The organism is Paenibacillus sp. AK002 (genome assembly GCF_053903045.1).
Window position 1 is genome coordinate 2,848,154 of record NZ_CP096377.1, and the last position, 24,576, is coordinate 2,872,729.

21 protein-coding genes and 1 other annotated feature are annotated in these 24,576 nt (G+C 51.3%); of the genes, 11 read left to right on the forward strand and 10 right to left on the reverse strand.

Features of this window, described 5'->3' with window-relative positions:
- Positions 1 to 71 precede the first annotated feature (71 nt).
- The 4 genes from qoxD to qoxA all read right to left on the reverse strand — a co-directional run bounded on the left by qoxD (position 72) and on the right by qoxA (position 3,965).
- A complete protein-coding gene (gene qoxD, locus M1D70_RS12725) occupies positions 72 to 359 on the reverse strand; it encodes a cytochrome aa3 quinol oxidase subunit IV (protein WP_009589381.1) in 288 nt (95 codons plus the stop codon).
- 1 nt (position 360) lies between these two features.
- Positions 361 to 957 carry a cytochrome aa3 quinol oxidase subunit III gene (gene qoxC / locus M1D70_RS12730; protein WP_009589471.1) on the reverse strand — a complete coding sequence of 199 codons (597 nt, stop codon included), beginning with the start codon at positions 955 to 957 and terminating at the stop codon, positions 361 to 363.
- Positions 954 to 2,897 carry a cytochrome aa3 quinol oxidase subunit I gene (qoxB, locus tag M1D70_RS12735; RefSeq protein WP_009589459.1) on the reverse strand — a complete coding sequence of 648 codons (1,944 nt, stop codon included), beginning with the start codon at positions 2,895 to 2,897 and terminating at the stop codon, positions 954 to 956. The genes qoxC and qoxB overlap by 4 nt, the downstream gene beginning before the upstream one ends.
- 63 nt (positions 2,898 to 2,960) lie before the next feature.
- Positions 2,961 to 3,965: a cytochrome aa3 quinol oxidase subunit II gene (gene qoxA / locus M1D70_RS12740; RefSeq protein WP_009589422.1), complete on the reverse strand. Its 1,005-nt coding sequence runs from the start codon at positions 3,963 to 3,965 to the stop codon at positions 2,961 to 2,963.
- 438 nt (positions 3,966 to 4,403) lie between these two features.
- Between qoxA and M1D70_RS12745 the strand changes: the two genes are divergently transcribed.
- Positions 4,404 to 4,673, forward strand: coding sequence for a hypothetical protein (locus tag M1D70_RS12745; RefSeq protein WP_456290007.1), 270 nt, complete (start codon positions 4,404 to 4,406; stop codon positions 4,671 to 4,673).
- 198 nt (positions 4,674 to 4,871) lie between these two features.
- On the opposite strand, the gene pdxR is transcribed toward M1D70_RS12745, so the two are convergent.
- Positions 4,872 to 6,320, reverse strand: coding sequence for a MocR-like pyridoxine biosynthesis transcription factor PdxR (pdxR, locus tag M1D70_RS12750; protein WP_456290008.1), 1,449 nt, complete (start codon positions 6,318 to 6,320; stop codon positions 4,872 to 4,874).
- Between the two features lie 142 nt (positions 6,321 to 6,462).
- Here pdxR and M1D70_RS12755 point away from each other — a divergent pair, with 142 nt between their 5' ends.
- Positions 6,463 to 7,080 carry a LysE/ArgO family amino acid transporter gene (locus M1D70_RS12755; RefSeq protein WP_456290420.1) on the forward strand — a complete coding sequence of 206 codons (618 nt, stop codon included), beginning with the start codon at positions 6,463 to 6,465 and terminating at the stop codon, positions 7,078 to 7,080.
- Between the two features lie 98 nt (positions 7,081 to 7,178).
- Complete coding sequence (locus tag M1D70_RS12760) at positions 7,179 to 7,991, forward strand: sugar phosphate isomerase/epimerase family protein (RefSeq protein ID WP_456290009.1); 813 nt, start codon at positions 7,179 to 7,181, stop codon at positions 7,989 to 7,991.
- A 98-nt stretch (positions 7,992 to 8,089) separates the two neighbouring features.
- Here the strand turns inward: M1D70_RS12760 and M1D70_RS12765 are convergent, their stop codons facing one another.
- Both M1D70_RS12765 and M1D70_RS12770 read right to left on the reverse strand, forming a co-directional pair.
- Positions 8,090 to 9,937 (reverse strand): ABC transporter ATP-binding protein, encoded by a 1,848-nt coding sequence (locus M1D70_RS12765; RefSeq protein WP_456290010.1) that lies wholly within the window; start codon positions 9,935 to 9,937, stop codon positions 8,090 to 8,092.
- Positions 9,930 to 11,666, reverse strand: coding sequence for an ABC transporter ATP-binding protein (locus M1D70_RS12770; protein ID WP_456290011.1), 1,737 nt, complete (start codon positions 11,664 to 11,666; stop codon positions 9,930 to 9,932). The genes M1D70_RS12765 and M1D70_RS12770 overlap by 8 nt, the downstream gene beginning before the upstream one ends.
- A gap of 193 nt (positions 11,667 to 11,859) precedes the next feature.
- On the opposite strand from M1D70_RS12770, the gene M1D70_RS12775 reads away from it, so the two are divergent.
- The 3 genes from M1D70_RS12775 to M1D70_RS12785 all read left to right on the forward strand — a co-directional run bounded on the left by M1D70_RS12775 (position 11,860) and on the right by M1D70_RS12785 (position 13,789).
- Complete coding sequence (locus M1D70_RS12775) at positions 11,860 to 12,786, forward strand: M15 family metallopeptidase (RefSeq protein ID WP_456290012.1); 927 nt, start codon at positions 11,860 to 11,862, stop codon at positions 12,784 to 12,786.
- A complete protein-coding gene (locus M1D70_RS12780) occupies positions 12,783 to 13,325 on the forward strand; it encodes a VanZ family protein (protein ID WP_456290013.1) in 543 nt (180 codons plus the stop codon). The genes M1D70_RS12775 and M1D70_RS12780 overlap by 4 nt, the downstream gene beginning before the upstream one ends.
- Positions 13,326 to 13,405: 80 nt before the next feature.
- Positions 13,406 to 13,789, forward strand: a complete 384-nt coding sequence (locus M1D70_RS12785; RefSeq protein ID WP_456290014.1) for a hypothetical protein — start codon at positions 13,406 to 13,408, stop codon at positions 13,787 to 13,789.
- 135 nt (positions 13,790 to 13,924) lie between these two features.
- On the opposite strand, the gene M1D70_RS12790 is transcribed toward M1D70_RS12785, so the two are convergent.
- Positions 13,925 to 15,151, reverse strand: coding sequence for a nitrate/nitrite transporter (locus tag M1D70_RS12790; protein WP_456290015.1), 1,227 nt, complete (start codon positions 15,149 to 15,151; stop codon positions 13,925 to 13,927).
- A 440-nt stretch (positions 15,152 to 15,591) separates the two neighbouring features.
- On the opposite strand from M1D70_RS12790, the gene nirB reads away from it, so the two are divergent.
- From nirB to M1D70_RS12810, 4 genes are all read left to right on the forward strand, one after another.
- The gene (gene nirB, locus M1D70_RS12795) at positions 15,592 to 17,745 is read left to right on the forward strand and encodes a nitrite reductase large subunit NirB (protein ID WP_456290016.1); all 2,154 of its coding nucleotides are present in this window, start codon (positions 15,592 to 15,594) and stop codon (positions 17,743 to 17,745) included.
- 31 nt (positions 17,746 to 17,776) lie between these two features.
- Positions 17,777 to 19,897, forward strand: coding sequence for an assimilatory nitrate reductase catalytic subunit NasC (nasC, locus tag M1D70_RS12800; RefSeq protein WP_456290017.1), 2,121 nt, complete (start codon positions 17,777 to 17,779; stop codon positions 19,895 to 19,897).
- A 75-nt stretch (positions 19,898 to 19,972) separates the two neighbouring features.
- Positions 19,973 to 20,196: a binding site (T-box leader), on the forward strand.
- 43 nt (positions 20,197 to 20,239) lie between these two features.
- Positions 20,240 to 20,707 (forward strand): HIT family protein, encoded by a 468-nt coding sequence (locus tag M1D70_RS12805; RefSeq protein WP_456290018.1) that lies wholly within the window; start codon positions 20,240 to 20,242, stop codon positions 20,705 to 20,707.
- Positions 20,704 to 21,534: a protein phosphatase 2C domain-containing protein gene (locus M1D70_RS12810; RefSeq protein ID WP_456290019.1), complete on the forward strand. Its 831-nt coding sequence runs from the start codon at positions 20,704 to 20,706 to the stop codon at positions 21,532 to 21,534. The genes M1D70_RS12805 and M1D70_RS12810 overlap by 4 nt, the downstream gene beginning before the upstream one ends.
- 42 nt (positions 21,535 to 21,576) lie before the next feature.
- On the opposite strand, the gene M1D70_RS12815 is transcribed toward M1D70_RS12810, so the two are convergent.
- Positions 21,577 to 22,797, reverse strand: coding sequence for an RNA polymerase sigma factor (locus tag M1D70_RS12815; RefSeq protein ID WP_456290020.1), 1,221 nt, complete (start codon positions 22,795 to 22,797; stop codon positions 21,577 to 21,579).
- A 194-nt stretch (positions 22,798 to 22,991) separates the two neighbouring features.
- Here M1D70_RS12815 and M1D70_RS12820 point away from each other — a divergent pair, with 194 nt between their 5' ends.
- Complete coding sequence (locus M1D70_RS12820; RefSeq protein WP_456290021.1) at positions 22,992 to 23,393, forward strand: hypothetical protein; 402 nt, start codon at positions 22,992 to 22,994, stop codon at positions 23,391 to 23,393.
- Between the two features lie 92 nt (positions 23,394 to 23,485).
- Here the strand turns inward: M1D70_RS12820 and M1D70_RS12825 are convergent, their stop codons facing one another.
- Complete coding sequence (locus tag M1D70_RS12825) at positions 23,486 to 24,397, reverse strand: aminoglycoside phosphotransferase family protein (RefSeq protein ID WP_456290022.1); 912 nt, start codon at positions 24,395 to 24,397, stop codon at positions 23,486 to 23,488.
- Positions 24,398 to 24,576 lie beyond the last annotated feature (179 nt).

Below are 24,576 nucleotides of genomic sequence, written 5' to 3' on the forward strand. Positions count from 1 at the left end.
GATATTGGTGATATGTTCGTGATAGCGAACAATGATCGTCGGTACACGTTCACCCCAGATTTTCGCGAGACTTAAGCGTACCAGCCCCATATGAAGATGAACAGCGTTCCGAAGATGGTAACCAGCCCTACGAACAGGGCGAACGCAATGTTGATATAGACGGACTTTTTGTCTTCGCTTTCCCCGACGTGCATGAACAGCATGAGCTGAACGGCAGCCTGCAGGATCGCGGTGACCAGCAGAACGGCCACTTTCGAAGCTGCCGGCATATCCAGCAGAACGACGAGCGCGACAGCTGAAAGGACGAGGGACGATATATAACCCGCTACATGCTTAATTGGAAACAGCTGTTTTAACATGTCACATCAGTCCTTTCAGATACACGAAGCTGAAAATGAAGATCCACACAACGTCCAGGAAGTGCCAGTAGAGCGAGAAGATGAAGGACTTGTTGGCTGTGGAATGATCCAGTCCATGCTTTTTAAGTTGAATCAGAATGGCTGTTCCCCACAGGAGACCGAAGGTAACGTGAGCTCCGTGCGTGCCAAGCAATGTGAACAAGCTGGAGGAGAAGGCGCTGGTTGAGAGCGTTACTCCTTCATGAACATAGGTGAAGAATTCAAAGATCTCGATCCCGAGGAATCCCGCACCCAGCAGCAGGGTGATGACCATGAAGATCATCATCTGCTTTTTCAGGCCCAGACGCATCGCATGAACAGCCAAACCGATGGTGAAGCTGCTCGTTAAGAGCAGGAACGTCTCAAGCAGGACCGGCGTAATTTCAAAGATTTCCGCTCCGCTCGGACCGCTGGCAAAGCGGTTCACGAGAACGAAGTAGACGGTAAACAAGGTAGCAAAGAGCGCAATTTCAGCTCCGAGGAACAGCCAGAAGCCGAATATACGATTGCGGTTTTCCTCTGTTCCATATTCCAGCGGCTGAGTGGCATCTATTTTCATACCGTATCACCCCGCAGTTTCTGTTCGGTTTGAACAATCTCTTCAACCGGAATGTAATACCCGTGATCACGGTCGAAGGACATGGTAGCCATAATAATCAATACCGCGATACCGGCAACGATGGATGGAATCCACCAGCTGAATACCAGGAAGAAGCCCAGGAAGAAGAAGGCGATGCCCAGTATAAACGGTTTTCCGGTGTTGCTTGGCATGTGAATCTTCGTGATTTTCTCGTCCGAAAGCGGCTCGTTGTTTTTCTTGGAGAACCAGAAGGCGTCACGGCCTTTGACTTTCGGCGTTACCGCAAAGTTGTAAACAGGAACCGGACTTGGCGTCGACCATTCCAGCGAGCGTGCATCCCATGGATCTCCTGTTTTGTCGCGCGGCTCGTAACGTGTACTCCAGTAAATGTTGTACACCAGAAGGATGAATCCGATCGCCAGGCCGACCGCGCCGACCATCGACAGCATATTCAGCGGACCAAAGCCGGTTTCGGCCGAATACGTGTACGTACGGCGGGTCATCCCCATAAGTCCCAGGAAGAACATTGGGAAGAACGTAACGTTAAATGAGATGGCAATGAACCAGAATGCGATTTTGCCAAGCTTTTCGTTCAGACGGAAGCCGAACACTTTAGGGAACCAGTAATGGAAACCCGCAATGACGGCGAATACGGCGCCTGGAATGAGCACATAGTGGAAGTGGGCAACCAGGAACATCGTATTGTGATACTGATAGTCGGCACTGGCCATCGCCAGCATGACGCCGGTTACGCCGCCGATCGTAAAGATCGGAATAAAGGCAAGCGAGTAGAGCATCGGCGTCGTAAAGCTGATTCGGCCCTTGCGAAGCGTAAAGAGCCAGTTGAATATTTTGATCCCGGTCGGTACGGCAATTGCCATCGTCGTGATGGAGAAGAAACCGTTGACCATGGCCCCTTGACCCATCGTGTAGAAATGGTGAGCCCATACCAGGAAGGACAATCCGGAAATAATCGCCATACTCAATACCATGGAGCTGTAACCGTACAGGTTCTTTTTGGAGAAGGCTGAGATGATTTCGCTGAAAATACCGAATGCCGGCAGAATAACGATATATACCTCAGGGTGACCCCATACCCAGAACAGGTTGGCCCAGAGCATATCCATGCCCCCGTTGGCCATCGTGAAGAATTGCGAGCCGAAGATGCGGTCGAACATCATAAGCAGAAGCGCAATCGTAAGCACAGGGAAAGCAAAGATAATGATGACGCAAGTGATCAATACCGACCAGGTAAACATTGGCATGCGCATCAGGGTCATACCCGGAGCACGCATTTTCAGGATCGTTACGATAAAGTTAAGGCCCGTCAGCAACGTACCAATCCCTGAAATCTGAAGCGATAGAGAGTAGTAGTTGTTGCCGACCGTCGGACTGAATTCGATACTGGCCAGCGGGAAGTAAGCGGACCAGCCGGCATCAGGCGAACCTCCGATAACGAAGGAAATGTTGAACAGCATCGCTCCGGCGAAGAACAGCCAGAAGCTGATGGCGTTCAGTTTAGGGAATGCAACGTCACGGGCACCGATCTGGAGCGGAACGATGACGTTCATCAGACCGAAGATAAACGGCATGGCCATAAAGAGGATCATGATGACCCCGTGAGTCGTGAATACTTCATTATAATGCTGACCGGTCAGAAACTTCATCTCCGGTGCGGCGGTCTGCGCGCGCATCATGATCGCGTCGACGCCCCCGCGGAACAGCATGATCAATGCACAGATGATGTACATGACACCAATTCTTTTGTGATCCACGGTCGTCAGCCATTCCCGCCACATATATCCCCACTTCTTGTAATAGGTCAAGCCGAAGAGGATTGCGAGCGAGACGAGCACGATACTCACCATGGCGCCGTAAATTAACGGATCACCGGTAACGAAAAATTCGTCCCATTTCATAAAGGCCTAGCTCCTTTCTGGATGTATGAAGTAGATCGGGTGAACAACGTTTCACTCACCGATTTAATGTCCATCATGTTGATGATTTGGGCTTTCTTCAGCCGGGAAGTTCGGCAGCGGTTCGTTTGGATCCACGTTCGTTTCGCTGTCAAATTCCGTTTCTTCCGTTGTTGCAGGATCCGGGTGGACGTCTTTATGGTCCTGATGCTCCTCATTGCCGTTGACGTCACCGCCATGGTGATGGTCTTCGGATGGCGGCGGACTGAATTCCAGATGCGTGTTGGAGAAGGTCATTCGTCCGACGTGTGCGGTGTCCAGAAGCTTCTTGAACTCATCTTCCTTCAGTTCAGGCGCGGTATCCTTTACATCCTTAACCCACTCATCATACTCGGCAGAGGTCATGGCAAGGGCTTCAAACTCCATATGGGCAAAGCCTTCGCCGTTGAAGTTCGCGTTACGGCCCATCATCGAACCCGGTACGTCGGCAACCATGTTCAGCTTGGTGATCATGTCGCTCATCGCGTACTTCTGTCCGTGAAGCTGAGGGATCCAGAAGCTTGTGATCGGACCGAACGAATACAGTCGGAACTCGATCGGACGATGGGTCGGAATGTTAACGTAATTGACGGTTTCGATTCCTTCTTCCGGATAGCTGAAATGCCATTTCCAGTTCGAAGAGGAAGCATAAATGACCAGAGGCTCTTGGTTCTCGTAGCCTTCAGGCACGTTTTCGACGGCCACCGTCGTTTTGACGGTTACGACCGAGAGCACGGCAACGATCAGGATCGGAATGGCAGTCCACAGAATTTCCAGCCATTTGTTGCCCTCTTCATGAGGCGGTTCATAACCTTCGTTGGATTTCTTGGCTCGATATTTCGTGAGCATGTAGATATAGAGCGCGTAAACTACCGCTAGGATTCCGACCATCATGAGAATGGAGAATATGATTGTATCGGATAGGGTTCTGGCAGCCGGTCCTTTCGGATCTAATACCGTGAGCGAGCTGCAGCCCGATAAGAGCAAGGTAAAGCATAAAAACAATGCAAATAACGGCCCTCTTTTGTTCATGATGTACCCCTTTCTTTGAAACGTTCGTTCGATTCAATGTTACTGACACATCTATAGTAGAAAGTTCCGGTCGGCTTTGCAAAACACATAAACTTGTATAAATAACAGATAAATCCATATTCGTGTCAATGTATGTAATTTTATGTGTTCAATTTGTTACAAAAGGGGAGGGTTGTGAGCGAGATCATTGTAGTGGCGCGGTTTAGAGGCAGTTCATACTTTGTTCAAACATTCACGAGAGTTACCAGTTTCGTCACAATTCCGGGCCTGTTTTTTACTGCTTTCGGCTCCTTAACCTGCCGAATAAATCCCAGTACTGATAAGGGTTTAGACTTGCAAGTATAATTTTTCACAATAAAATCGAAGCCGTTTTTTATTTCCAGTTCACTTATTTAACCTAAAGGCTCGAAGAGGCCTGTGATATGATATAACTAAAAATTGGAACGGGATATTTTGCTGGGAAATGTGAAACGCTTGACAGGAAAGAGAGGGGAGCCGGTGCGGTCGTTCTGGATATGGTTTTTATTTCTTGTTTTGAGCTGGCTGTGCGCCTTCGTCCCTGTGCTGCAGCATGTTGATCCGGATCAATTGCCTTGGCGATTGGGAAGCAGCGCTATTTTTATCACGGGCTTCTTTTTGGCGCCGTTATTCCGCGTGAGGCCTGCAATGCTATTTGTCACACATCTCGCTGCGCTGATCTCGCCGTGAAGCTGGTCCCTGAAGATTATCGCATCGTAGCCGACAATGGATAACCCATACGTCCAGCTAGATGATCAGCATCTCCGTACGATTTATGAAAGAGAGTTATAAACGATAACGTGATGGCGCGCTAAATCGCGCTGAATAAAGAAAGGCTAATCCAGAGGGGGGACGGCATTCCTCGGAATAGCCCTTTGCTTTTGCTGTTTACAACACATGGAGGCGAATAAGCTCCGCAAGCCGGATAAGTCCCTTCTCCAGTTGATCGTATGCGGCGTATGCATACGATAGCCGCAGATGCTGCTGGTCGTTACGGTCATAAATAGTTCCGGGATTGAGCAGCAGGCCTTCCTTCAACGCCTGCTCGAATAACGGAAGAATGGAGATCGGCTTTGCGATGCGGAGCCAAACATAAAATCCGCCTTGGGGTTTATTCCAGTGGGCAATATCTTGAAAATATCGTTCCAGCAACGACAGCGTAAAGTCTCTGCGCTTCATCAGCTCTGCCCGGATCTGAACGAGATGCTTCTCATAGGATCCGCTCGAGAGCCACTCCGCGACAGCATGCTGGGACAGCGAGCTGGAGCCGTAATCGGTCTGCATTTTAATGTCAGACAACCGATCGATAACAGGCTCCGGCCCGACCACCCATCCGATGCGCAGACCGGGCCCGAGGGTTTTGGACATGCTGCCCATATAGAGCACAAGTCCTTGTTTATCCGAAGCTTTCAAAGGGGGCGGAGATGGAGTATCCAGCCATAAATCGCCATACACATCATCCTCGATGACGGGCAATCTTTCTTGGGCACAGATTTGCAGCAGCTCCGTCCTTCTGTCGGAAGACATCATTGTGCCTGTAGGGTTATGAAAGGCAGGGATCGTGTAGAGCAGGGCGGCTCTGTGCTGACGCTTGAGCCTTCCGATAGATTCCGTTCGGATCCCTTTGGCATCCATCGGGATGCCGTGCAATTGCATGCCAGCCGACTGGAATACATGAATCGAGTTCAGGTACGTGGGATTCTCCACCAGGATGGCGGAACCGTGATGCAGCAGCCCCAGGGAAATAAGCTGCAAGCCCTGCAGTCCGCCGGAAACGATAAGAATGGAAGAAGGAGATGCGGATATCCCCTTCTTATTCAAATAATCGCTGATGATTTCCCTTAAGTATAGGCTGCCTTTCGGTTCCGAATATCCCAAAGTGAAACGGCTGGACATACTGCCGTTAAACGTCTCCCGCATTTGGGCGGTCGGAAGGAGCTCAGGCGAAAGCTCGCCAGTACCGAGTCGGATCACATCCGGATCGGTTTCCGCACGGTTGATCTGCTGGATCATATGGATGTTTGGCTGATAGGAGCCGGATTTCACGTATTGATTCCAATCAGGCGGGGGCGCGGCGGCCAATACGCTCCAAGTATTGTTAACAATAACCGTGCCTTGTCCCACCCGGGATTCTATGAAACCGTCAGCCGCAAGCTCACCCAAGGCATAAACGATGGTGCTGCGGTTGACTTGAAATTTGGCGGCAAGCTCCCTCTGCGGGAGAATTCGGGTCCCGACCGGCCATTCCCCGTTCATGATTCTGCTCTTCATGTAATCATAAATTTGCTGATGCAGCGGAATATCGGAAGCTTTATTCAATTTCCATTCTTCTGACATGGCCAACCTGCTTTCTGATGTTTCTAAGAAAATCATGCCCAGTATACATCATTGGTTGGGTCGAATGCCAACCAATTGGTTGGAGACGCAGCCAAGCTCCTCCATTACAATGGTGAAAATATTGACTGGAGGTTTGCTTCATATGATAGCCGTTATACTTCATGGGTTCATTCTGGCTCTCGGGCTTATTCTTCCCTTAGGCGTGCAAAATGTGTTCGTATTTAATCAAGGTGTTGTTCAACCCCGGTTTATTAGGGCGCTGCCTGTCATGATTACCGCATCGTTATGCGATACGCTGCTGATTTCATTGGCGGTATTGGGCGTATCCGTGATCGTTCTGGAATATGAATGGATCAAACTGACGTTATTTACATTGGGAATCTGCTTCCTGGTCTATATGGGAGCGGCGACGTGGAGGAGTAAGCCTTCAGGTCAGGACCCGGAAAGCGCTCGTTCGTTCTCTCCCAAGAAGCAAATCGTATTTGCCATGTCCGTGTCGCTGCTAAATCCGCATGCCGTTCTGGACACGATGGGCGTCATCGGCACGAGCTCGCTTCAATATGAAGGGGCGGACAAAGTGATCTTTACCGTTGTATGCATCGCCGTCTCCTGGTTGTGGTTTCTGGGACTCGGAATTGCCGGCAGGGCCGCGGGAAGGATGGATCCGTCAGGCAGGCTGCTGTCCGCGCTCAACCGAATATCGGCGGTGATTATGTGGGGTACGGCCGCTTATCTCGTGCTTCGATTGGTTCAGACCTAGTGAGGAGAAATGTTGAAGGGACTGAGAATTTATGTTAATTAATGGATGGAAAATGTGGTAAGTTTGTATGTAATCCGGGAATAGGAGGAGGCAATGCGATGAACATTTCGATTGGCGGCTATTCTTTTTATAACACGTTTCTCGACGGCAAAATGGATGTGTTCGGTTATTTGGAGACGGTAAAGTATCGCTACCGAATGGATGCGGTTGATTTGTGGAACGGTTTTTTCATCGATCGAAGCGGCCCCATATACAAGCTTGCCGACGAAAGCTACATACGTAAAATCAGGGAAGCGCTGGATGAGAAGGAGATGAGCGTGGTTAACTTTGCCGTTGACGGGGCTCATCTATGGGATCCCGACCCGGATATGCGGGCGAAGTTGTATGACAATGCGCTTGCCCATCTGGATGCCGCAGAAATTTTGGGGGCCAAAACGGTGCGGATCGACACCGGCGGCGGTTATAAAGAAGCGGAGCCGATGCCGGACGAACAATTCGAATACCTTGTCAAGCGCTATCGGGAATTGGCGGAGCGTGCTGGGGATAACGGCTATACCGTAGGTCCGGAAAACCATATGGGCGCCTCCCTCCTCCCTCGGGAAATGAAGCGGATTGCGGAGGAAGTCCGGCATCCTGCTTTTGGTTTCCTGCTTCACCTAGGAAGATGGAGGGCGGATGAGGCCGAAGGCGACGAGATGGTTGTCCCGTGGACGGTGCATACGCATTTCGATGCGAAGACCGCGGTTCATCCCGATGCGGAGGAGAAGGTGCGCAGCCTGCTCGCCGGGGGCTATCGGGGATATTGGGGCGTCGAATACAACGCGCCGGGCAACCAATACGTGGAGATGGAATGGATCATTGGGAACGTAAAGCGAATTTTGAGTAATGCCAGTCGAGCCAAGCAGAAATGACATGATATTCTTATGGATAAAAAGACGAGGGCCGATTCTCCAGAATCGGTCCTCGTCTGATTTTGCCGGTTGCAGCATAAGAAAACGTTCAACGTCCGTTAGCTGGTCAGCTTAAATTGGCTGTTGTACAACTCGTAGTAGAAGCCGCGCTTGGCCAGCAGCTCTTCATGTGTGCCGCGCTCCGCGATTCCGCCATGATTCATGACAAGAATCTGGTCGGCCTCGCGGATCGTGCTCAGACGATGGGCGATGACAAAGCTGGTCCGGCCTTGCATCAGGGCGCGCATGGCGGTCTGAATATGCATCTCGGTTCGGGTATCGATGCTGCTGGTTGCCTCGTCGAGAATCAGAATAACGGGATCGGCAAGCACGGCCCGAGCAATCGTCAAGAGCTGCCGCTGGCCCTGGCTCAGGTTGCCTCCGCCCGAGAGGAGCTGCGTATCATAGCCATCGGGCAGCTTCATGATGAAGTCATGCGCATTGGCTAGCTTGGCGGCGGTTTCGATCTCTTGGTCCGAGGCATCCAGCCGGCCATAACGAATGTTCTCCCGGATCGATGCCGAGAATACATAAGCATCCTGAAGCACGATCCCCAGCTGACTCCGCAGACTGTCCTTGTCCAGTTGGCGGATATCGCTGCCATCTATGGTGATTACGCCATCATCAATCTCATAGAAACGGGTGAGGAGATTGATAATGGTGGTTTTGCCGGCGCCTGTCGGGCCGACGAGCGCAACGGTCTCACCCGGCCGGGCGGTAAGCGAAACATCCCTCAGAATCGGGACGTCTTTCTTATAACTGAAGGACACATGGTCAAATCGTACCTCGCCATACATATCGTCCGCTTTTTTCGTCTGTTCATTGCCTTGGTATTCGGACTCCGTATCGATTATCTCAAAGACCCGTTCTGCCCCGGCAACCGCGGACTGCACCAGGTTGAACTGGTTCGCCAGATCGTTCAAAGGCCGTTGAAACTGCTTCGAATAATTCAGAAACGCAACGACGACCCCGACGGTTGTGAAATCCTTGAAAGCCATGTAGCCGCCAACCGCTGCAATCAAGGCAAAACTGACGTTATTCAGCACGTTCATAACCGGACCGACCGTGCCCGAATAGATCTGGGCATGGATGCTGGCGTCGGTCAGCTTTTTGTTCATGTCATCAAACTGGGCAGCGGCATGCCGTTCCCGGCGATATACCTGCACGACCTTTTGGCCCGAAACGGTCTCATCAATGAATCCGTTAAGCTCACCCAGCAAGCTTTGCTGCTTGGAAAAATGCTTCCTTGTCCGGCTTGCCACCGTCTTCGTGAACAGCATGACGAGCGGAATGGTCACCATGCTGAGCAGTGTTAGCCACACGTTCAAGTACAGCATGATGGCAAGCGATCCGATCAGGGACAGAACGCTTGAGATGAGCTGGGTTACGCTCTGGTTCAACGTACCGGAGACATTCTCGATATCATTGGTCGTGCGGCTCATCAATTCGCCGTGCGTCTTGCTGTCGAAGAAGCGGAGCGGCAGGACCTGAAGCCTTGCAAAGATATCTCGCCGCATGGCCAGAATGGACAGCTGGGAGACTTTCACCATAACATGCTGCTGAAGCCATGCCGTGAGCGCGGTGCCTGCATAAACGGCAAGAAGTATCGCACATACCCCCATAAGTCCTCTGATGTCTCCCGGGATGATGTAATGATCCACGGCATTCCCCAGCAGATAAGGGGCGATCAGTGAGAGCAGCGTCGTTACAAGCGTGAATACGAAAACAGCCATCATGCCGCCTTTGAACGGACGGATGTAGCTCCATATCCGGCGTATCGTATCCATCGTATGTTTCGGCTTGGCTTTGGCTATCGTCATTCCGCGGATGGCGTTGCCGCCTCGCATGCTAAGGTCCGGTCCGTCCGTTTGATGGGCATGCTTGGAATCCTGATTCGGTTTAGCCATGAGAAGACACCTCCTTGCCGAATTGCGATCGATAAATGTCCTGATATACTTCACAGGAAGCAAGCAGCTCGCTGTGCGTGCCTTTCGCGATCAATTCCCCGTCATCCAGCACCAATATCAGGTCGGCGTCGATCACGGATGAGATCCGCTGGGCGATCATAAGGCAGGTCCGGTCTTTCATCAGACGGGCCAGCGCTTTCCGAAGCCGTGACTCCGTTCCCGTATCGATGGCGCTGGTGCTGTCATCAAGAATCAGAATGGCGGGTCGAAGCAATAATGCCCGCGCAATGGATATACGCTGTTTCTGTCCGCCGGACAGGTTCACGCCGCGTTGTCCAAGCACGGTATCGTAGCCATCCGGCATGGTAGTAATGAAATCATGCGCTTGGGCAGCCTTAGCCGAGGCGATTACTTCTTCATCGGAAGCGTCCGGTTTCCCGTAGCGGATGTTGTCCCTTATAGTGCCTGTAAAAAGGATGGATTCTTGCAGGACGATGCCGATTCGTTCGCGCAAAGCGGACAGCTCCATTCTCCGTACATCGGTTCCGTCGATTCGGATCTGCCCGGAGGTCACATCGTACAGACGGGGGAGCAGGGATACCAAAGAGGTTTTACCCGAACCTGTTGCACCCATAATGGCTACATGCTGTCCTGGTCGGACCTTGAAACTGATGTCGCGCAGTACGGGCTTCTGCATCTCCGAGTTATAGGAAAAAGTAACGCGGTCAAACATGATCTCTCCTTGCTTGTACGCATCGGTTGCCGGATGAACATCGTTCACAATTTCGGATTCTGTACGCATGACCTCCTGAATACGGTCAGCGGAGACCTTGGCCGTAGAAATCCGTACCAGCATCATGGCCACGGAAGAAACCGAGAACAATACCTGCGTGACATAGTTAATAAAGGCTACCAGGCTACCGACCTCAAAGGATCCGCCGATAGCATCCTTCCCGCCAAACCACAGGACGGCCACGATGCTGACATTCAGAATCATGGTCAGGATGGGCATGTTGAGCGCAACGATCCGCTGGGTTTTTACCGAAACTTGCATGAAGTCCTGGTTCGCATCATGAAATCGGTCCTTCTCGTAACCGGCACGCACGAATGCCTTGGAGACCCGGATTCCGGCGAAATTTTCCTTCAGTACCGTATTCACCTTATCGAGTTTCTTCTGAACGGTGGCGAACAAGGGCAGGGTAGCCCGGATCAGGAAAAACATCACGACGAACAGCAACGGAACGGCAATAGCCAGAATGATGGCCAGCTTGGGGCTGATGATCACTGCCATTATCATGCTTCCTATGGCAAGAAACGGTGAGCGTACGAAGATGCGCAGCAGCATCTGTACCATCGTCTGAAGCTGAACGATATCGCTCGTAAGCCGGGTGATGAGCGATCCGGTCGAGATGTCGTCCAGATTGCGGAATGACAGGGTCTGCACCTTGCGGAACAAATCCCGGCGAAGATCGGCGCCAAAACGCTGTGAAGCAATGGAAGAATAAATCGTGCACCCGAGACCTCCAAGCAGCCCGATGGCTGCAGCTCCCAGCATGAGCAGCCCTGTACTGAGGATGTGTGCCGTATCGTTCTGCATGACGCCGCGGTCGATTATGCTGGCCATCAGCATGGGCTGAAGCAGATCCATGGCGACCTCCAGCAGCATCAACAGCGGTGCAAGCAGGGCCGCTGTCCAGTGAGGACGTAAATAACGAAATAGTTTAAGCAAGAATAATGGCACCTTCTTTATTCTTATTAGTCTAAATACCAAGGTAAGCCATGGGCTTCAGCCTTGTCAAAGGGGAAAGAGCGAAAGCCCGGGAGGGATTCGCATCTCTTAAGAAAAACTTTAACTTTTCCCTACTTTTCCTTAAACTATATTCTTTAAGATGGTGGGACAAAGATAGAGGGAGTTGTTGAAATTGAAGAAGTGTTTGATATTGCTCGTGATCTTCCTGTTGGTTGGATGCGAGCCCGCACTAACGGAGACGCCAAACGCGAATGATAACGAAGGAACACATAAGGAACAGGAGATGAACGCTGGCTCCGACGCGCAGGCGAATCCTCAATCAGAATATGATAACGATGGAAATAAAGCGGCTCAAACGGTCTCCGTGACAGATGAACAAGTAACCCAGGGGAATCTGGTTTTGGTCAACAAGGATCACCCGCTGGATCCGGCAGCCGTACCGACGGATATCGTGAATTTGTTTGAGGAACAAGACTTAATGAACGGCTACGTGGTTCTTGACAACACGATCCGTTTATCGCGAAGCGTGGCGGAGCATTTCGGCGATATGATTGAAGCAGCGGGAGAAGACGGGGTCAATCACTTCATGATCAGCAGCGGGTACCGGGATGAGAGCGAACAGGAGGCGTTATATCGCGAAAAAGGCGCCGATTATGCTTTGCCCCCAGGCTACAGCGAACATAACCTCGGATTATCCATGGATATCGGATCCACGCAGAAGGCGATCGATCAATCTCCGGAGGGCAAGTGGCTGAAGAAGCATGCTTGGGCGCATGGATTCATTTTGAGATACCCCCAGGACAAGACGGACATCACAGGGATCCAGTATGAGCCGTGGCATTTTCGTTATGTTGGGCTTCCGCACAGCATGATCATGCATGAGCTGGATTTTACGCTCGAAGAGTACCTGGATTATCTAAAGGAGAAAAAAACCTATATGGCAACCGTAAATGGGAAGGCCTACGAAATTGCGTACGTACCCGTCCAGTCGAAAGAAACGGAAATTGAAGTTCCGGCCGGCAGCGAGTATGAGATATCCGGCAACAACATCGATGGCATGATTGTGACGGTGCAGCTCGGCAAGGATGAGAATGAATGAAGCAAACGCCTAAATGGATGGTATTATTTCTGTATGTGTTGTATGTATATGTACTGGTCAAAATCATTCTGTTCAAATTCGGCGACGTGAACATTTCGTTTCTGTGGCAGCAGCTGCAGCGTTCGATCGATAATCCCGAATATATGCAGAATCGATTGCAATTTGCCAATTTTACGCCTTTTAAGTCCATCCATCAAAATATGAAACGGCTCTCAAGCCCACATGACGTGATCAATCTGTTCGGAAATATCGCGATTTTCATACCCAACGGCATATTCGTCAGTGTATTGCTGAAAAACAAGTGGATGGGTTTGCTTGGCGCTTTCGTGACTTCCTTCGGGCTAAGCCTAGGGCTGGAGTGCTCGCAGATTCTCTTTTCGATGGGAAGCTTTGATGTGGACGATTTAATCCTGAATACGGCCGGCGGGGTGATAGGCTGTTTCATGGTCCTTGTCTTGAAAGTAGCCTTTTCGGGAAAACAATCCCATATTGATGAGGGTAGGGGCAAGAAGGGCAAGCCGTTATCCGGGGTGAAGTAGCAAGTGGCCTCACCTTGAATCTGAAGATGAGTACCGATTTGACGTTGAAGACATATCTATAAAGGCGGTGACCAATAATCGTGAATAAACGCTGGAAAAGGATCTTATTCGGTTCCATCGGTATGGTCTTTGTCATGTTCGTCATAAATATCGCATTATATATCCATTCGATCGGTTGGAATCATATCAAACTGATGTATTCGCTTCATACCACCGACAAATCCGTCGTTAAGATCGATGATCCTTCGAACGGCCATGGACTGTATCTTACGAAGATGAGGCAACCCGCTGAATGGATTAAGGAGCGGATGCAGCGCGAGGATTGGCAATTTGTTATGCAAGAGGGCGCCGGATATTTTTTTGAAAAGGATGACCAGGATGTCGTGGTGACAACCAAAATATGGCCGAATCGTTATTTTGTCAGAATTTCGGTTCAGCATGACGTCGTGAATTTAGCCGACTGATGGCATGGCCGTTATCCCAAATAAAAAAAGCATCGATACGATGCTTTTTTTGTTGCGTGGGTGCCTGCTAATCGACCGCTTCTTTGGCAATATGCCGTGAACCGGTCGCAGCATTAACATGGATCTCACTTCCTCTCACGCCTCGGCCGATCCTGTCTGCGCGCCGGATGGCACGCCGCGGAGCCAGCTGCGCCGCCATTTCAGCTGCATCACAATCGTAAGGGCCAGCGATGCGGCGGCAATGAAGCTCAGAATGATGAACCCGGCGGTGTATGAGCCTGTCGCTTGGTACAATCGTCCCAATATCAGCGGCAGCGCGTAGCCGCCCAAGCCTCCGGCAGCCCCGACAATCCCGGTAACCAGGCCGATCTCGCCGGCAAACCGCTGAGGGACAAGCTGAAATACGGAACCATTCCCCGCGCCCAGGCACATCATGCCGATAAACAGCAGCGTGACGACAAGCCAAAGCGGCGGCAAGAAGGAGACGCCGATCAGCATAATGGCAGCTCCGGCATAGAGAAACATCAGCATTCGCGAGCCGCCGATGCGATCGGCCAGAAAGCCGCCTACAGGACGGAAGAAGCTCCCTGCTATGACGCAGATCGTTGTAATGTCCGCAGCCTGAACCGCGGTAAGTCCATACTGGGCGTTGAAGAAGATCGTTAAATAGTTGGCGAGCCCGACAAAGCCGCCAAACGTCACGCAGTACAGGGCACAGAATACCCAAGCATCGCGCTGTTTAAGCACATTGCCATATTCGGACAGCCGTTTGGGGGCAGGCCGATTCGGACTGTTGCGGGCAAACAGCGAGAAGTAGATAAAGACAAATACAATGGGGATGATGGCAAGTCCGAAGACAATCTCCCAGCTTCCGAAATGCTGCGCCAGCCGGTTGGCGAACAGGGTCGCCAGGACGGTGCCGCTGTTCCCGGCTCCGGCGATACCCATTGCCAGACCTTGATGTTCTTTGGGATACCACTGTCCCGCAAGAGGAAGTGCTGCGGCGAACGAAGCCCCCGCGACGCCGAGAAGAATCGCAACGACGTACAATTGATCAAGGGAATCTACCCATAACCAGCCAAGCAAAAGAGGGACCAGCGTGACGACCATCCCGATCTGAGCCGTTAGCTTCGGGCCGATGCGATCGGCAAGGAAACCTAATACGAGTCGAAGTATCGAGCCGCCAAGAACGGGAAGTGCCACTAGATTTGCCTTTTGCACCGGATCCATTGGATAATCTCCGGCAATGACTACCGCAAGCGGTCCGAGCATGCCCCATATCATGAAGCTGATATCGAAATACAAAAAAGCACCGAACAGGGAGGGCTTGTGCCCGCTTTGCCAAAATCCTTTCTTCTCCATAGTTATCGCTCCTTATCCAAATGTGTACGTTCTCTATTCTTGGTGCGGATCTGCAGATGCAGGCATAAAAAGGCCGCAATTCGCCCATTGCAGAACGACTTGCGGCCCCGTTGCCCAAGACGCAGACACGTCATTGTGTCTTCCGTCTGAAAGAAATATATGATTTTGCTGATTCACATTATAGATAACAGGTCAAATGAATGTCAATATTCATCACACAAAAAAACCGAATAATTATTGATCATTAAAATTTCGATGAATATATGTCATGTATATTGACATATTAAATTTCGTCAACTAAGCTGTATGTATGTTGTGAATACCAATACGGCACAAGGATGTGCCGGTTTTGAAGGCAATGACGCCCTTTCCTGTTCGCAGGGAAAGGGCGTTTCGTATTTTCTCACATGAAAGTGACATGGGTGGAGCGGAGGTAATTCATGAATAGAAAGAAGCTCGTGGTTGTCGGTAATGGAATGGCAGGGATACGATGCGTAGAGGAAATACTCAAGCTTGGGCCGGAGCTTTTCGATATTACGATATTCGGCGCCGAACCTCGCCCCAACTATAATCGGATTCTATTGTCCAAAGTCCTTCAAGGCGAACATTCCCTGCAGGATATTATCCTGAACGACTGGTCTTGGTATGAGCAGCATGGCATCCGGTTATTGACCGGTGAAGCCGTTCATCATATCGATGTCAAAGCCCGCTGCATCGAGACGGTCTCCGGTAAGCGGGAAGGGTATGATGCATTAATTCTGGCAACAGGCTCATCCCCTTTCGTTCCGCCTATCCCCGGGACGGATAAGGAAGGTGTCATTTCATTTCGGACGGTGGATGATTGCACGAAAATGACCGAAATGTCCAAGGTTTACACGAAAGCGGCCGTCATTGGCGGGGGATTGCTGGGATTGGAGGCTGCCCGGGGACTTCTCCATCTCGGCATGGAAACCCATGTGGTTCATAATGCTCCTTATATCATGAACCGGCAGCTGGACCGGACGGCAGCCAATATGCTGCAGCGAGAGCTCGAAAGCCAAGGGATGCGATTCCACTTGGCGATGGATACCACGCGAATCGTTGGCCGAACAAGGGCGCAGGGGCTTCGGTTTATCGACGGAACTCGGCTGGATGCGGATGTAGTGGTGCTAGCCGTAGGGATCAGGCCTAACGTGGAGCTGGCCCAGAGAAGCGGTCTGCTGACGGAGCGGGCTATCCTGGTGGATGACTACATGAGGACGAGTGAGCCGAATATTTATGCGGTGGGAGAATGCGCGGAGCACCGGGGGATTAGTTACGGTCTAATCGCTCCCCTGTATGAGCAAGGAAAGGTGCTTGCCCGGGTTATCTGCGGCCGGCAGGCCGAGCCTTATGGCGGTTCGATTCCTTACTCCCAGCTTAAAGTCTCGGGTGTGGATGTATTTTCGGCCGGCGCGATATCGGGGATCGATGCGGAAACCGCCATTCAGCAATACGATGCCGTAAGCCGCACGTACAAAAAAGTGATCATGCACAAAGGCAGGGTTACGGGTGCCATTCTGTTCGGAGACACGACTGAGGGATCCGCGCTGCTGTCCATGGTGAAGAAGGGCGCGGCTGTCTCGGAGCTTATCCCGCAAGAAGGCATTGTAAGCACGGCGGAAGCAGCTGCACAGACGCTCCCGGATCATGAAACGGTGTGTGCTTGCAACGGCGTGAGCAAAGCGGAGATCATGCAGGCCGTTACCGATCGCAATCTCCAAAGCACGGATGAGGTTAAGCAGCTGACCAGGGCATCCGGTTCGTGCGGCGGCTGCCGGCCTATGGTGGATGCTCTTGTCAAACATGCGCGAAGCGGCAAAAAGAGGGGTTCACAGAGGGGGGCCATAACGCAAGACGAGATTCCCGTATGTGAATGCACGAAGCTGGGGCACTCCTCATTGAAGCAAGCGATTGCCCATGCGGTGAGTCAAGGCTGTCATACGATATCGGATTTCATGCTCCATCAGGGCTGGAAGAAGCCGGGCGGATGCATAGTCTGTCGGCCAGCCGTACGTTATTACCTTGAAATGACGGAGACAGGAAACGGTGACGAACCGTTTCAGAAGACTTGGCATCATGTCTCCGATGCGGATCATGGACTCTACCAAGGCGTTCAGGTATGGATCGGAGACACGGAAGGCTCGAGGATGGAGGCGGCAGGCATACGGCGCATTGGAGAATGGCTTCGCCTTCGCTGGCAAGAGGTATCGCTGCCTTATCCTGTACATGCAGGGGTGTCCGATCGTTTAGCATCGTCCGTCAGCATACTGGTTCAGGGGATCGGAATATCCGCTTCGCCCGCAGGCTGGGAGGTTTATCTCGGCGGACATGCGGACCACCCTGTCCGAGAAGGACAATTGATCGGCGTTGCTGAACGTGAGGAAGATGTAGTGCAGCTCGTATCCGCTTGTTTGCAGTGGTACCGGCAGAACGGCTTGTACGAGGAACCGTTGTGGAAATGGGTGGAACGTGCGGGTGTAACTTCGATCCGGGAGCATGTTCTGGACCACGATCTGCAAAGAGAGCTTGCAGAGATGCTGTCTCGGAGGGAATGGAAGACACAAGCTGGTTAAACAAGCGAAATATAGGGAGAGGTGGTCAGTTATGGTTTATTCGGAATCGCCCGCTGTGGGAGGAGCTGCTGCCGTGGTAGAGACACAATGTCCGTTTTGCAGCGTACAGTGCAAGATGACGGTTGCAGAGGAAGAGAAGAGTATCCCGGGACAGTTCAGGGCCAAGTATAAGGTGGAGGGGATACCGAACCTTGCTTCCGAAGGCAGGGTGTGCGTCAAAGGCATGAATGCGCATCAGCACGCAGCCCACTCGCAGCGGCTGCAACATCCGTTGATCCGTTCAAACGGCGAACTCGTTCCTTGCTCTTGGGATGAAGCGATGGCGGTGATTAGCGAACGATTTCAGGCGATATCCGAGAAATATGGTCCCGATGCCAATGCCGTATACGGCGGCGGGTCCCTGACCAACGAAACGGCCTATTTGCTTGGGAAATTTGCCAGGGTGGCACTCGGTACCCGGTATATCGATTATAACGGCCGTTTCTGCATGTCGGCCGCAGCCTCTGCCGGGAGCAAAACCTTTGGAATCGACAGGGGACTGACGTTCAGGCTGTCCGATATTCCTCTTGCCCGCTGCATCGTGCTGGCCGGCACCAATATAGCGGAATGCCAGCCAACGCTGCTCCCTTACTTCAACCAGGCCAAGGCGAACGGGGCGAAGATCGTCGTCATCGATCCCCGCAGAACCGCAACGGCCGCAATAGCCGATATGCATTTGGCGATCAGACCTGGGACGGACGCCATGCTGGCGGATGCGATGCTGAAGATGATCGTGGATGAAGGTCTCTTAGACGAAGGCTTCGTTCAAGCAAGAACTACGGGTTACGCCGAGCTGAAAACCTATCTGGACAGCTTCGATTTATCACGGGCCGCCGATTTATGCGGATTAGATGTGGAGCTGATCCGGGAGGCCGCCGTATCCTATGCTATGGCGGATACCGGGATGTTGCTGACGGCCCGAGGGGTGGAGCAGCAGACGGATGGCCATCTTGCAGTACGCCGTTATCTGAATCTGGTCTTGGCAACAGGCAAAATCGGGAGGGAGGGCTGCGGATACGGGGCGATCACCGGTCAGGGAAACGGTCAGGGAGGAAGAGAGCATGGGCAGAAGGCCGATCAGCTGCCAGGCTATCGATCGATCGAGAATGAGGAGGACCGGGCATATGTTGCGTCCGTGTGGGGCGTTAAGGCTTCCAGCCTGCCTGGAAAGGGCGTGTCTGCCTACGAGATGATGGAGCTGATTCATGAGGGTGAAATTAAGTCGCTCTTCGTGATGGGGTCCAATCCCGTTGTTTCGAATCCGAATGCCGGGCTTGTGGAGGAAGGCTTGAACCATCTCGAATTTCTGGTGGTTGCGGATATGTTTATGTCCGAAACGGCCCGATTCGCCGATCTTGTCCTGCCAGTAACCTCCTATATGGAAAATGAAGGTACGCTGACGAATTTGGAGGGACGGGTTCTTCTCCGGAAGGCGGGGCGTGAGGCGCCGGGGGAGGCGCGTCATGACTGGATGATTCTGTGTTCGATCGCAGACAAATTGGGCAAGGGTGAATATTTTGACTTTCACGAGCCTGAAGAGATATTTAATGAGCTGAGGCTTGCAAGCAAAGGCGGCATTGCTGACTACTTTGGCATCACCTATGATCGATTGCGCCGGGAAGAGGGAGTATACTGGCCGTGTCCCTCCGAAGAAGAATCGGGGACGGGGCTTCTGTTCCGGCAATCGTTCGCCCATCCAGACGGAAAGGCCGTGTTTTCCGTGACGCCGGGGAATCCGTGGGTGGGGGTGTCCGAGGAGTACCCGCTCATTCTGACCAATGGCCGCGTTCTGTCACACTACTTGACGGGCGTGCAGACTCGGAGAAGTCCTTCCCTGCTTGCGCGCGAGCTTGAAAATTTCGTGGAGATCCACCCGATTACCGCACAGCGTTACCGAATCCGTGACGGGGAGTGGGTAGAAATCGTGTCGGAACACGGACGTTTTTCCGTACGCAGCAGGATTAAAGAACATATAAGAGAAGACATGCTGTTCGTCCCGATGCATTGGGGCGGCGTGCAGAATGTCAATCATGCGACCCGGCCGGAGCTGGATCCGGTCTGCAAGATGCCCGGTTTTAAGACTGCCGCTGTCCGGATACGGTCATTGAGGTAATGGTGATGCAACAATGAAGTCCGTTCTTTATTGACAGGATGAATATGGAAAATTATAATAGGAACAATTTTATATACAAACACAATGATTGGGAGTAGTAGAAATCGTTCATGGTTTAGAGAGCTGCAGCAATGGTGAAATGCAGTCCATGAGGATTCCGAAGCTCGCCCATGAGTGGTGAGGCAGAAATTGGAGTATGCCTTGACGTTTAGCCTTCGTGATCGGGCTTCAAGCGGATTCGATGAAGATCGGATCAAGTAGAGTGGTACCGCGCGGGTAGTTAGCCTGTCGTCTCTTAGGGGATGGCGGGCTTTTTATATTTTATCGAAGGGAAGGGTTGATATGGTTAACGCGAAAGAGCGGGATTGTTTTATCTGTCGAAAGCATCGGGGAGAGATCCAGCTTCCGGGGGGAGCGATTTATGAGGATGAGCTGCTCTACGTAGGCCATATTTCTTCCGATTCCAACGAAGCTTATCTGGGATATATCATGATCGATATCAAGCGGCATGTATCGGGATTAGCGGAGCTGCAAGACGATGAGTCGGCCGCCGTCGGACGGATGCTGACCCGGGTGAGTCGCGCATTGAAAGCATGCATAGGCGCGGAACATATCTACTCCATCGTGCTGGGAGATCACGTCCCCCATCTGCATATCCATCTGATTCCGCGTTATCCGAATACGCCCACGTCCTATTGGGGGTTTGGAATCAGCGGTTGGCCGGAAGCTCCCCGAGGTGATGCCGCCCAGATCGAAGAAGTGTGTTCGCGAATCAAGCGTTGTATGGCGCAGGATGAGGTTGCTCCATGAGGCCCCATATCGTGAAGTGGCACGGCAGCTCCAGCATGTTCCTCGACGATCCGCAGACGATTGCGGTTTCCCATGGGGTACTGGGCCGGTATGGCGGCAGCTCCGCAACCGGGGCCGATAAAAACGAAGATGGCGTTTATATCTGGATCGATGCGGAATCTGACATGGAGTTCGCCCTGCTGCTGGATGCCCATGAAACCGATGAGAGTGCCCAGCTCCTCTTATCCTATATCGATGAGGCCGCATCCGAGATCGCCGGCATTCTTCGCGGGCCAATCGAGCAGTGCTTTCGAAACCTGCATGACTATTTGCTGGGCATGTTGACTTCCGAACGCTTTCGTGAGGATTGCAGGGGGATTGCGGGTGAAACTTCCTGTCTGCTATGCTGCAGACGCGAAGAATACTTGTGGTGGTTTAACGTCGGGGATTGCCTGCTCTATCTGCTTCATCCCGAATTGACAGCGCTCGGGCAAACCTTGCTTAATCAACGGAATTTCTACGAATGGATAGGGAAGGTAAACACCTTCGATAAGCAGGTCCCTTGTTATTCCACGGGCGTAAGAGAGCTGCGCTCCGGGAAAAACGTGATTGTATTAAGCACTGATGGCGCTTTAGAAATGGGACCAGTATTTCTGGAACATATCAAACTGCTGTTTGACGCTGATCTGGAAGATGGGGTGAAGGATTTCATGCAAATGTCGCATGAACACGGGATCAAGGACAGCGTCACCATGATTGCATGGCAAGTGGAGCTTGGGCATCATCCCAGCTATCCATCCGTTGGTTCAACACAGGAATTGCATGCAAGGCAAATTGAACTCAACTGAATAAGGAATGGAAACCCGGTCAATGACCGGGTTTCCATTGATTTAATGAAGCTGGTGCTGGAGATTTTTCGCCCACTGTTCATGAAGATCTTCCTTGGAAAGATGGAAGATGCCGTAATAATCATCCGGATTGCGAATGAATCGGTTTAATGAATCAAACCCGTATTTTTCAATCATGAACGCAACGATCAAATATGAAAACTGAAATCCTGTTTTGCCGAAATCCCAGGAATCATCATTCAGATCCTCGAAGCTTGGAATTACCCCATTAAGAATAGCTTCGGTGGTCGTGCTTCGAATGAAGTCTTCCGACATCTGCTGAGCTTCGTACCCCCCGATGCCCTGACGGATCCATCTAGGCGCCAGCGGATTAATATCACTAATCAACCACATCGCATACAAGTGCAGGGTGGACCGGAGGATCGAGTGATAGGTATGCTCGGGTCCCGGGTTCAAGGGCGAGACGATTTTTAACGTGTTGTTATCGAACGTGCCCATGAACCAATTAGGTGCATCGCTTTCGCCTACGGCTTGATGGAATGTGGGCAGGTCGGGATAAATTTCAATAACGATTTTGCGGGAAGGCTGATGATTATATTTCGCTGCCATCTGTTCTACATTATTCTTGAGTTCTTGAAACAGGTCCTGATGCACCTTGCTCTGATGATGATTCGCCTCACTTTTACTTTCAATGGATATCAAGTCGAGTATCGACATAATCGTGATGTCACCCCATTCTCTTAATTCTTTCTTCAGCTTCGCCAAGGACCGATACAATCGGTTTTTCACCGCACTCTCGCGCATGCCGACGATCTTGGAAATTTCCTGCAGCGTACAATCCACAAAAAATCGTAAAGATATGATCTGCTGATCCCGTTCACTTAACTTCTTAAGCGCTGCTCCGATATCGATTCGAATATCAACATAACCTGCAAAATCAAGGGAGATGGACTGCGATTCAAAACGTGTAAAGTCATAAGGTTTTTCATTTTTTCGCGCTAAACTTCGATATTCGTTTTTGACTGTGTTTTGAGCAATTTTGAAGATCCAAGTGAACAGACTGGATGTTCCGTTAAACTTATCAAGGTTCTCCATTGCCTTTAAAAACACTTGCTGGGTTAAGTCATCTGCCGCCGTCGGATTCAATTTCAGTGCGAGATAATGCCGGATCCTCGGGCGATATTCATCATACGTATCTTCAAATGTTCGCTTTGTTCCCTGATTATCCGGATAATCAGGGAGTTTGTCATGAGCTCTAGACATGGATAAGAACCTCCTCTTGACCTTGCAGTTTATTAGACACCGGAGGTGTGCAAAAAGCCACAGTGAATCGAAATATTCTTGCAATCTAGGTTTTTATGCATTTATATCCATCATCCTATAAAGGCACAAGAAAGAATGGCGTTTTGTGCATATGATGTCATCATCATGGATATGGGAAGCGAGGTGATCCTTATATGCCTTCGAAACGCGTAAGGAAGTCCAGATCCGCTTCCATACCGAGACCGCCGCAGCATTGGGTAGGTCAGCCGGTCGTGGTCGTTCTGAAGGACGGCAGCTATTACGTCGGCGAACTGAATCAGATCCAAGGCGGGGAAGTGACGCTATCAGGGCTCCGGGCCAACAATAAGATGCCGGCTGCGATTGCCCGAAGCGGAGACAAAGCGCAAATATCCGGATTTTTAAGCGACCTCTTTGGCGGTCCTCCAAGCGCTGCGTCAGCCGAAGGAGCCGAGGAGGGAGTGGCGGCTGCACCTGCAGGCCCTCTCGGCTTCCTGGGACAGATCGTGCCTCATATTAAACTGGGCATGAACGTGATAAAAGCCATCATGCCATTAATGGGAGTGTTGAAAATCTAACCAAGGGCAAAGGTCTAATCGAACAAAAAGAAGCTTGAACCCTCAAGCTTCTTTTTGTTATTGCCATTAGATACAAAAATCTCATGGAAGCATCAAATCGAGATGGCACGCTTCATAATTGATTTGGCCTCCCGTGCAACGGCTTCATCCTTATCGTCGATAGCCTGCATGAAGATGAGCATGGGGATATAAACGGCGATTAAACGAGCCAGCACTTTCGTTTCTTCGTCCACGCTGCCATAGGCTTCAAAAAATCCCTCCCTTGAAGCCGGAGGCAAGAAGCTGTAAGCAATGCTCAGGTCGCAGGCGGGATGTCCGATGCTCACGTCGCCCCAATCGATGATGCCGGAAAGCTTGCCTGTTTCGTCCACCAGCATGTTTTTGAAATGGAGATCTCCGTGAATAAGAATATGTCGCTGCTTGACCCGATCCAAGGAAATGCCGTGCAAATAGTCGGCGATCTCCTTCATTTCTGCTTGCGTGAAATGGGGGGTTAGCTGGGATAGGAAGTCCAGCATTTTATCCCTGCGTCCGGCGAGATCGGTCAGATTACGATGGTCCACGGCGACACCTTCTTGCTGCGCCATTTCCACGGGAAAGGCATGCAGGTTCTTCAGAAAGCGCGCGAGCGCTGCCGCCGACTGCATCCGCGCTTCATCTGAAAGACCCACTGGAAACGTTCCGGAAAGGTAGGTATACCCCAGAAAAGGCGCGGGATAGTCTACGTTCTCTTTTCCGAAGAAGAGGGGCTTCGCATAGGGTAACGTTATGTAATTCGCCAGCTTGGGCAGGATTTTGGCTTCGGTTTGAAGTAAAGGGATGGCAAATGCTCTTCTGGGAAAACGAAATACATACTCTTCGCCGATGCGATAGACGGTATTGTCCCAGCCGCTGCCGATCTCATGGATCGGGAGGGAGGACAACTGGGGAAATTGACGTTTAAGCAAGAGCCGGACTAACGGCTCCGTCACTTCCCATTCGGCATCCCATGGATTTTGTCCCATACTAATCTTCACCTCCATGAATGAATAATTTCCACAAAACGGAACACTAACCCAGTGTATCGGAAATGCATCGTACGGGGCAACTGAAAGGACAGCTGTAATTGAACTTTACCGGCCAATTTAGATATCTGCATCATAGTGATTCCTTTCACAATAACATTATTGTATAGTAGAAGAGA